Annotated in this window: 9 protein-coding genes; 7 read left to right on the top strand and 2 right to left on the bottom strand. The window is 70.5% G+C overall.

The features are described from left to right. Nucleotides 1–66: 66 nt before the first annotated feature. Both D7W82_RS37295 and D7W82_RS37290 read left to right on the top strand, forming a co-directional pair. Complete coding sequence (locus tag D7W82_RS37295) at nucleotides 67–522, top strand: hypothetical protein (RefSeq protein ID WP_120622831.1); 456 nt, start codon at nucleotides 67–69, stop codon at nucleotides 520–522. Between the two features lie 131 nt (nucleotides 523–653). After that, nucleotides 654–1,070: a hypothetical protein gene (locus D7W82_RS37290; protein WP_120622830.1), complete on the top strand. Its 417-nt coding sequence runs from the start codon at nucleotides 654–656 to the stop codon at nucleotides 1,068–1,070. A gap of 179 nt (nucleotides 1,071–1,249) precedes the next feature. Here the strand turns inward: D7W82_RS37290 and D7W82_RS37285 are convergent, their stop codons facing one another. Beyond that, on the bottom strand, nucleotides 1,250–1,648 hold the full coding sequence (locus tag D7W82_RS37285) for an SCO family protein (RefSeq protein WP_233588171.1): 399 nt from the start codon (nucleotides 1,646–1,648) through the stop codon (nucleotides 1,250–1,252). Between D7W82_RS37285 and D7W82_RS37280 the strand changes: the two genes are divergently transcribed. Together D7W82_RS37280 and D7W82_RS37275 are read left to right on the top strand one after the other, a co-directional pair. Beyond that, nucleotides 1,632–1,877, top strand: a complete 246-nt coding sequence (locus tag D7W82_RS37280; RefSeq protein WP_233588170.1) for a hypothetical protein — start codon at nucleotides 1,632–1,634, stop codon at nucleotides 1,875–1,877. The genes D7W82_RS37285 and D7W82_RS37280 overlap by 17 nt on opposite strands. Beyond that, nucleotides 1,874–3,607 (top strand): cbb3-type cytochrome c oxidase subunit I, encoded by a 1,734-nt coding sequence (locus tag D7W82_RS37275; protein WP_120622832.1) that lies wholly within the window; start codon nucleotides 1,874–1,876, stop codon nucleotides 3,605–3,607. The genes D7W82_RS37280 and D7W82_RS37275 overlap by 4 nt, the downstream gene beginning before the upstream one ends. On the opposite strand, the gene D7W82_RS37270 is transcribed toward D7W82_RS37275, so the two are convergent. Next, nucleotides 3,604–5,061 carry a glycosyltransferase family 39 protein gene (locus tag D7W82_RS37270; RefSeq protein ID WP_233588172.1) on the bottom strand — a complete coding sequence of 486 codons (1,458 nt, stop codon included), beginning with the start codon at nucleotides 5,059–5,061 and terminating at the stop codon, nucleotides 3,604–3,606. The genes D7W82_RS37275 and D7W82_RS37270 overlap by 4 nt on opposite strands. Before the next feature lie 282 nt (nucleotides 5,062–5,343). Between D7W82_RS37270 and D7W82_RS37265 the strand changes: the two genes are divergently transcribed. From D7W82_RS37265 to D7W82_RS37255, 3 genes are all read left to right on the top strand, one after another. Next, a complete protein-coding gene (locus D7W82_RS37265; RefSeq protein ID WP_120622828.1) occupies nucleotides 5,344–5,919 on the top strand; it encodes a hypothetical protein in 576 nt (191 codons plus the stop codon). After that, nucleotides 5,916–6,914 carry a cytochrome c gene (locus D7W82_RS37260; protein ID WP_199727985.1) on the top strand — a complete coding sequence of 333 codons (999 nt, stop codon included), beginning with the start codon at nucleotides 5,916–5,918 and terminating at the stop codon, nucleotides 6,912–6,914. Before D7W82_RS37265 ends, D7W82_RS37260 begins: the two co-directional genes overlap by 4 nt. Before the next feature lie 105 nt (nucleotides 6,915–7,019). Further along, nucleotides 7,020–7,554: LysM peptidoglycan-binding domain-containing protein (locus tag D7W82_RS37255; RefSeq protein WP_120622826.1), on the top strand; the 535-nt coding region annotated here is incomplete at its 3' end.

The following is a 7,554-nucleotide window of genomic DNA, read 5'->3' as shown; positions in this document are numbered from 1 at the left end:
CTACTGGAAAGATGGGCTAGAGTTGTTCCCAGCCGTCTTTCCTCTCCTCTCCGGAGCGAAACCGCAATGTCCCAGCAAGCCCCTGGCAAGAAGCGTGGTCTGTCCCGTCCCGTGGAAGTCGTCCGCGCGGAGCTCCTCAAGGATCCCGAGACGAAGCGCATCGCGGATGCCGTGGGCATGAAGCTGGAGGACTACGTCGAGCTGGTGCTCGAGTACGCGCAGGACAAGGACAAGGAGCCCATGCTCAACGTCGTGTCCGACGAGGAGCTGAAGGCGAACGGCTTCCCCGTGCACACGGTGGAGGAGGTCGGCGAGTTCCTGGTCGCGGGCGCCAAGGGTGAGCTGCCCGGCCAGGGCAACCCCTTCGCCAAGTCCGAGTTCGAGGCCGGCAAGGGCGCCGCCGCCGCCGGCAAGCCCGCGCTGAACCCCACGGGCGAGGCCCCCCAGACGCCCCAGGACGAGGCGAAGCGCCAGGAGCTGATGGACCAGCTGAAGAAGGGCGGCGGCGGAACCCGCGGCTGAAGCTCGCCCGGAATCTCCGTGAAATTGATCGGAAAATGGGGAGGAAACATTTTCCTCCCCCCTCCGAGAATCCTTTTGCAGCTTCACTCCGGCACACACTCTCCAAACCACTTTAAGTAGGGGGTATCACCATGGGCGGCATCGGCAAGGTTGTCAGCAGCGTCGCGAAGACTGTCGGCAAGATCGCGGGCGGCGTCGCGAACATCGCGGGCAAGGCGCTGAACTTCGTGCAGAACCCCATGGGCGCCATCGCGGGCGGCCTGAAGGGCATCGCGGGCGGCCTCCTGGACAAGCTCCCGTTCGGCCTGGGCAACCTGGCGAAGCCGTTCGTGGACAAGTTCATCGACTCCGGCGCGTCCATGCTGGCCCAGGGCCCCCTGGCCGGCCTGAACAAGCTGACCCAGTTCGCCCCCACCGTGAAGTCCATCGCGGACATCGCGACCACCGTGAAGCAGGGCGCGGACAAGGTCGGCGCGCTGGCCTCGCAGCCCGCGCAGCAGAACTTCCAGAACCTGATGGCGTACGGTCAGGCGCAGCTCATCAACTGAGCTCCCCGCTGAAGCTGGCGTGACTCAGGCGCGAGGGCCGGTACTCACCGCGAGGTGGGGGCCGGCCCTTCGGCTTTGCGGGCTCCGGTTTCGGCTCCGTTACGGGCTCGGAGCCGGGGGTGGGACGCGACCCGGTGTGTCGCACCTGGAGTGTGGGCGCGATCAGGAAGGGGCGGGGCTCAGCCCTCTTCGCGGGTGATGCGGAAGGCGTCGGTCTCCAGCTTCTGGGTCGCCTCGGGGTCCGCGCTGTCGTAGTAGCCGCGAATCTCTCCGGTGCCGTCCACCAGCACGAAGTGGGTGCCGTGGAAGATGGAGAGCAGGTCGTCCTCGGGGGCGCCGGGCTCGCGGCCCATGCTGATCTTGAAGCCCTGGACGATGGTGTCCTTGAGGGTGGCGTAGTCGCCGGTGAGGAAGTTCCAGCGGGTGAAGTCCGCTTTGTACTTCGTCCCGTACTCGGCCAGCCGCTCCGGGGTGTCGTAGGCCGGATCCACGGAGAAGGACACCAGCTGGAGGTTCGTCCCCAGCTTCGCGGTGTGCTCCTGCACGCGCGCCATCTTCTGCGTGAAGCTGGACGCCATCCCGGGCCGCGTGAACCAGACGTGGTTCCAGGCCGCTCGCGAGGGCGCGTGGGAGGTGGCCTGCTACCAGCACTGCGGCACCAGCCACTACCGGATGCGCGGCATGCTGACGGCGCTGTCCCCGGAGGCGTACGCGGCGTGGCTGCGCGAGGCGAGCCTCAAGGCGGAGCAGGGCTACGACCCGGATGACACCGCGGCCCACTGGGGCTGGGTGTGGAGGACGCCATGAAGGCGGGGGCGCTGCTGAAGTCGCTCTGGACGACGGACCCCCAGCGCGTGGCGCGGCAGTACCTGTGGGGCGGGTTCCTGTTCCTGCTGATAGGTGGCCTCCTGGCCATGCTCATCCGCTTCCAGTGGGCGTGGCCCGGGCAGCCGGTGCCGGGGCTCGCGTGGGTGCTGCCCGAGTCGAAGGGCGCGCTCACCCCGCCCACGTACACGGCCGTGTTCACGATGCACGGCCTGTTGATGATCTTCTTCGCGGTGACGCCGCTGCTCTTCGGGGCGCTGGGGCACTTCGTGCTGCCGCTGGCCCTCGGGTCGAAGCAGATGGCGTTCCCCCGGCTGTCGCCGTTCGGCTTCTGGGCCTACGCGGTGGGCGGCGCGCTGATGCTGGTGTCGTTCGTCGTGCGGCTGGGGCCGGCGAGCGCGGGGTGGACGTCGTATCCGCCGCTGGCGACGCCCGCGTTCACGCCGGGGCTGGGGCAGACGCTGGTGACGGTGGCGGTGCTGTGCGTGGGCGTGTCCGCGTTCCTGTACGGGCTCAACTTCGTCGTCACGGTGGTGCGCTGCCGCGCGCCGGGGATGACGTGGGACCGGATGCCGCTGGTGGTGTGGGGGCTGTTCTACGGCGCGGTGCTCAACGTGCTGTTCGTGCCGGTGCTGGCGGCGGCCACGGTGCTGCTGCTCTTGGACCGGGTGGCGGGCACGCAGTTCTTCATCGCGGGCGCGGCGGCGGTGGGCGGGGGCGGCGACCCGGTGGTGTACCAGCACCTGTTCTGGCTGTTCGGCCACCCGGAGGTCTACATCCTCATCCTGCCCGCGTGGGGCATGGTGGGGGACTTCGTGGCGTTCTTCAGCCGCAAGCCCGCGCACGGCTACCGGCTGACGGCGGGGGCCATGGGCGTGGTGACGGCGCTGAGCGGCGCGGTGTACGCGCACCACCTGTTCACCAGCGGGATGGCGCCGGTGCTGGGGCGCACGTTCATGGTGCTGACGCTGCTGATTTCATTGCCGGCGCAGGTGATGTTCCTCAACTGGCTGATGACGCTGTGGCGGGGCAGCGTGCGGCTCACGTCGCCGATGCTCGCGGCGCTGGCGACGATGGTGGTCTTCGGCCTGGGCGGCATCACGGGGCTGGCGCTGGGCGCGGTGGCGACGGACGTGCCGCTGCACGGGACGATGTGGGTGGTGGGCCACTTCCACCTGACGATGGGCGCGGCCAGCTTCCTCGCGGTGTTCGCGGGGCTCTACTTCTGGTTCCCCCGCATGTACGGGCGCGCGTTGGACGAGCGCATGGCCAAGGTGCACGTGCTCCTGAGCGCGGTGCTGTTCATCGCCGTCTTCGGCGGCCAGCTGGTGGCGGGCTACGCGGGGCAGCTGCGGCGGCTCTATGACCCGTACCAGTACACGTTCCTCGCGCACCTGCTCACGTTGAACCGGTGGACCAGCTGGGCCGCGTTCGCGCTGGGCGCAGTGCAGTTGGTGTTCGTGGTGAACCTGGTGCGGACGCTCAAGTGGGGCCGGGCCGCGGAGCCGAACCCGTGGCGGGTGGGCACGCTGGAGTGGATGGACGCAGGCCCTGGCGCCGTGGTGCTGCGCGGGCCGCATGCGCTGTCGCAACCGGAGGTACAGGAGCAACTGGGTCGCGATTGGATTGGTCAGGCGGAGCCGCTGCCCTCGGGTGTGCCCGTGGCGGAGCCGGTGGCGCCGCCGGTGCCCGGGGTGGAGGGCGCCGGCTAGCGGCGCTCCCAGAGGTCCACGCCTCCGGCGCCGCCTTCGGGGAAGCGGCGGATGAAGCGCTGCTTGAACCAGGGGCGGCTCTCTGGCGTGAGCTGCCACTCGCCCCGCCAACCGAGGACGACGAAGCGGCAGGCGCCCAGCGTGATGCGCAGGGCCTGCTGGGCGTCGGAGGAGGAGAGGGCCTCGTCGGTGGTCTCGAAGCGGTCGCCGGTGCTCATGGCGTCCTGGAGCATGGTGGCGTAGCCATCCACGATGGGCGTGGCGCCCATGGGGAGCCGGCCCGCCGCGAGCGCCCAGCCGGGCTCGAAGGAGAAGAGGCACGCATTGGGAGGCACGTCCGCGCGGATGTGCTTCGCGAGCGCCACCACGTCCGGGGCCTGCAGTTGGGCGCTCTGGTAGACGTGCCGCGCGCCGGGAACGAACGCGGCGGCGAGCAGGAGCGCGGCCACGGCGCGTGAGGTCGTGCGGCCCCAGCGGGTGCTGAAGGCGTGGAGCACGGAGGCGCCCAGGCCCGCGAGCACGGCCTCCGAAGCGGCGAGGTGCGCGTTGTACTGGTTCCAGTAGGTCCGTGACGCGAGGAACAGGACCACGCTGAGGACGAACGCGCAGGCGAAGAAGCGCGTGGCGGGGCGGTGCTCCGGAGCGGCACGGAAGGCGCGCACGCACGCGGTGCCCAGGCCCACGAGGGCGAGGAGGACCTCGCCCCACCGGCGCTCGTGGAAGACCTCACGCAGGCGCAGCCAGCGGTCCAGCTCACCGTCCGGAGGACGCACGGCCTGGAAGGTGATGACGTCGCGGAAGAACTCGGAAGGGGCAAGCGCGGCCAGGGGGCCCACGACGACGACGAAGGTGGCGAACGCGACGAGCACGGGCAGGAGCGCGTGGCGCCAGGACTCCTTCCCCGGGCGCGAGAGCAGCGCGGCGACGAGCCACAGTCCGCCCGGAATCTTCACGGAGATGGCGAGCCCCAGGAGCACGCCCGCGCCGATGCGGCGGGCTCGGGAGTGGGTGCCGGAGGCGAGCCAGAGGTTCGCGAAGCCCAGGCACAGGACGTTGAGCAGGGGTTCGAGGAAGGTGCCGCGCTCCACGAGGGCGGCCTCCGGATACGCGGCATAGGCGAGCGCGGCCACGCAGCCCGCGAGCGGCCCCCAGGCGCGCCAGGCGACCCGGCCGGCGAGGAACACGCACAGCGCGCCCACTGCGGCGGCGAGGTAGCGGGCGATGCCGTAGGCGGTGGCCGCGTCGAGCCCCAGCGTGAGCGCGGCGCCGGGAGCCCAGAGCAGGAGGCTTCCGGGAGGATGGACGAAGATGAAGTCGCGGTAGGGCAGGTCCCCGCGCAGCAGGAGCGACGCGGCGGAGAAGTACACGCCCTCGTCGTAGTCCATGGGGTAGCCCATGGCGCCGGAGCGATGGAAGAACGCCAGCGCGCGCAGCACCCAGGCGCCCAGCGCCACGATGATCAACGGCCAGAGGTCCAGGCCCCTCGAAGCGCGAGGAGGGACGGACGGGGACGGCGCTGCGAGCGGAGTGGGCGCGGGTTCCATCGGGGTCGGCGCGGCAGGCTACTACCGGCGGGCCGGGACGCACTCGGGGTTCTTGCGTCGTCGCGGCATGGCGAGGCGCACGGGTGTGATGCGCGGAGGTGATTCGGCCGATGGGCGCCGCTCCGAGGGACGGGGGGCCGCCCGGCTTCCTGGTGCTTTCCGCCGGGCCCAGGCATGCGAGAGTCCTGCCCCGTGAGCACGAACGACCCCGCCGGGACGCTGGCCTCCACGTCCCCCCAGCGCGACGAAGCGAACCTCTGGTTCGGAGTCGTCATCGCGCACGGCGCGGTGGTGATGCTCTTCTGCGCGATGGCCTTCTCCGCGGGCTTCTACCGGCTGCGCGGCTTCTGGCCTCCCGTGTCCGCGCGCCCTGGAGCACTCGTGCCCGCGCTGGCCGGGGGACTCCTCGTCATCGGGGTCGTGCTGCTGCACGTCGTGCTCAGGCAGCCGCGACCGAACCGGCTCACGTTGGCGGGCGTGCTGGGCACCGGGGCGGTGTTTCTCGCGACGCAGGCGGCGTGGCTGCACGTGCTGTTCTGGTACCGGGACCTGCGCATCCCCGACAGCGGCGTCTTCGCCTCCGCGCTGTATGGCCTGTCGGCGGTGCAGGCCGCGCACCTGGCGGTCGTGCTCGTGGGGGTGCTGCGCGCGGGACTCCGCGTCCTTCGCGGTCAGGACGCGAGCGCTCTGTTGCGGCGCGCCTTGCCCGGCTGGTGGTGTTCGACGGTGATGTACGGCGTCCTCTTCGCGGTGGTGTACCTCCCATGAAGCCCACTCCCTGCTTCTCGTTCCGTGTGCTCGCCGTGCTCGCGTTGGGGGCGCTTGCTCCCGCGTGCCGCAAGGAGACGCCCACCTTCGAGCCCCTGAAGCTCGCGGACGGCACCGTCATCCCCGCCGCGACGCTGGCGCGCGGATACGACGTCTACACGCACTACTGCGCGTCCTGTCACGGTGAGAAGGGCGACGGCCAGGGCCCTGCGGGCACCGGGATGCGGCCCCCTCCGCGCAACTTCCTCCAGGGCCTCTACAAGTTCGGCGGCGTGGCCGCGGGAGAGCTGCCCACCGACGACGCGCTGAAGCGCACGCTGCGGCGGGGGCTGCACGGCACGCCCATGTTCGCGTGGGACGTGCCTCCGGCGGACGTGGACGCCGTGGTGCAGTACCTCAAGACCTTCAGCCCGCGCTGGAAGCAGGAGTCCCCCGGCGCGGCCATCGCCCTGTCCGACGACCCGTGGAAGGGCCGTGAAGCCGAGGCCGTGGAGCGCGGCCGCACCGTCTACCACGTGGCCGGCAAGGGCAACGCGGGCTGCGCCAGCTGCCACGTCGCGTACCTGCCCCGAGCGGAGCTCGCCGCGCTCACGGAGAGCGTCACCGGCCGCAAGGTGAACCTGGCGAACGCGGATCCGTACACCGCGCTGCAGAGGGATTCGGACTACTCGCTCACCGTGGACGCGAAGGGGGAGGCCACGCAGTTCGCCAAGGTGCTGCCGCCGGACTTCCTCTTCCACCGCCTGCGCACCGTGTGGCCGCAGGACACCCGCGTGGAGGGCCAGCCGTACACCGCGCAGGCCCAGCGCGAGGACCTCTACCGCGTGATGGCCGCGGGCGTCGGCGGCGCCGCCATGCCGTCGTGGAAGGGCGCCATCCCGGAGGAGAACCTCTGGGCGCTCGCGTACTACGTGCAGAGCCTCGTCGTGATGCACGACACCCGCGCCGCCCGCGACCTTCAGTCACGGTTGCGTGACTCGAAGATGCAGGAATAGCGGATAGATGCAGCAACCTGAAAAGTAGGCCTTCCTGGGAAACTAATTCCCAGGCGTCGCGAAAATCCGGGCACTGATTTACCTCTTTTCCCCGGAGTTTCAACCGTGACGACCTATTCCGTTCGCAGCGGCGACACGTTGAGCGGCCTCGCGCAGCGCTACAACACGTCGGTGGCTTCGCTCCAGAAGACGAACCACATCGCGAACGCGAACCTCATCCGCGTGGGCCAGAGGCTGACGGTCCCGGACGGGTTCCAGGCGGCGCCGTCGAAGGCGGGCAGCTACACGGTGCGCAGCGGGGACACGCTGAGCGGCATCGCGGGGCGGTACGGGACGACGGTGGGCGCGCTGGCGAAGGCGAACGGCATCGCGAACCCGAACAAGATCTACGTGGGCCAGCGGCTGACGATTCCGGGGGCGGGTGGAGGCGCGGCGCCGGTGACGTCGAAGCCGCCGCCGTCCGGGGGCGCTTCGTACACGGTGCGCAGCGGGGACACGCTGAGCGGCATCGCGGGGCGGTACGGGACGACGGTGGGGGCGTTGCAGCAGGCGAACCACATCTCGAACCCGAACAAGATTTTCGTGGGCCAGAAGCTGACGATTCCGGGCCGCACGGGTGGAACGGGAGGGACGTCGAAGC

Origin of the sequence: Corallococcus sp. CA049B, from assembly GCF_003611685.1 — a bacterium.
GTDB lineage: Bacteria > Myxococcota > Myxococcia > Myxococcales > Myxococcaceae > Corallococcus > Corallococcus coralloides.
Note: the sequence above shows the minus strand (reverse complement) of the source record. Positions and strands in the feature narration are given on the sequence as shown.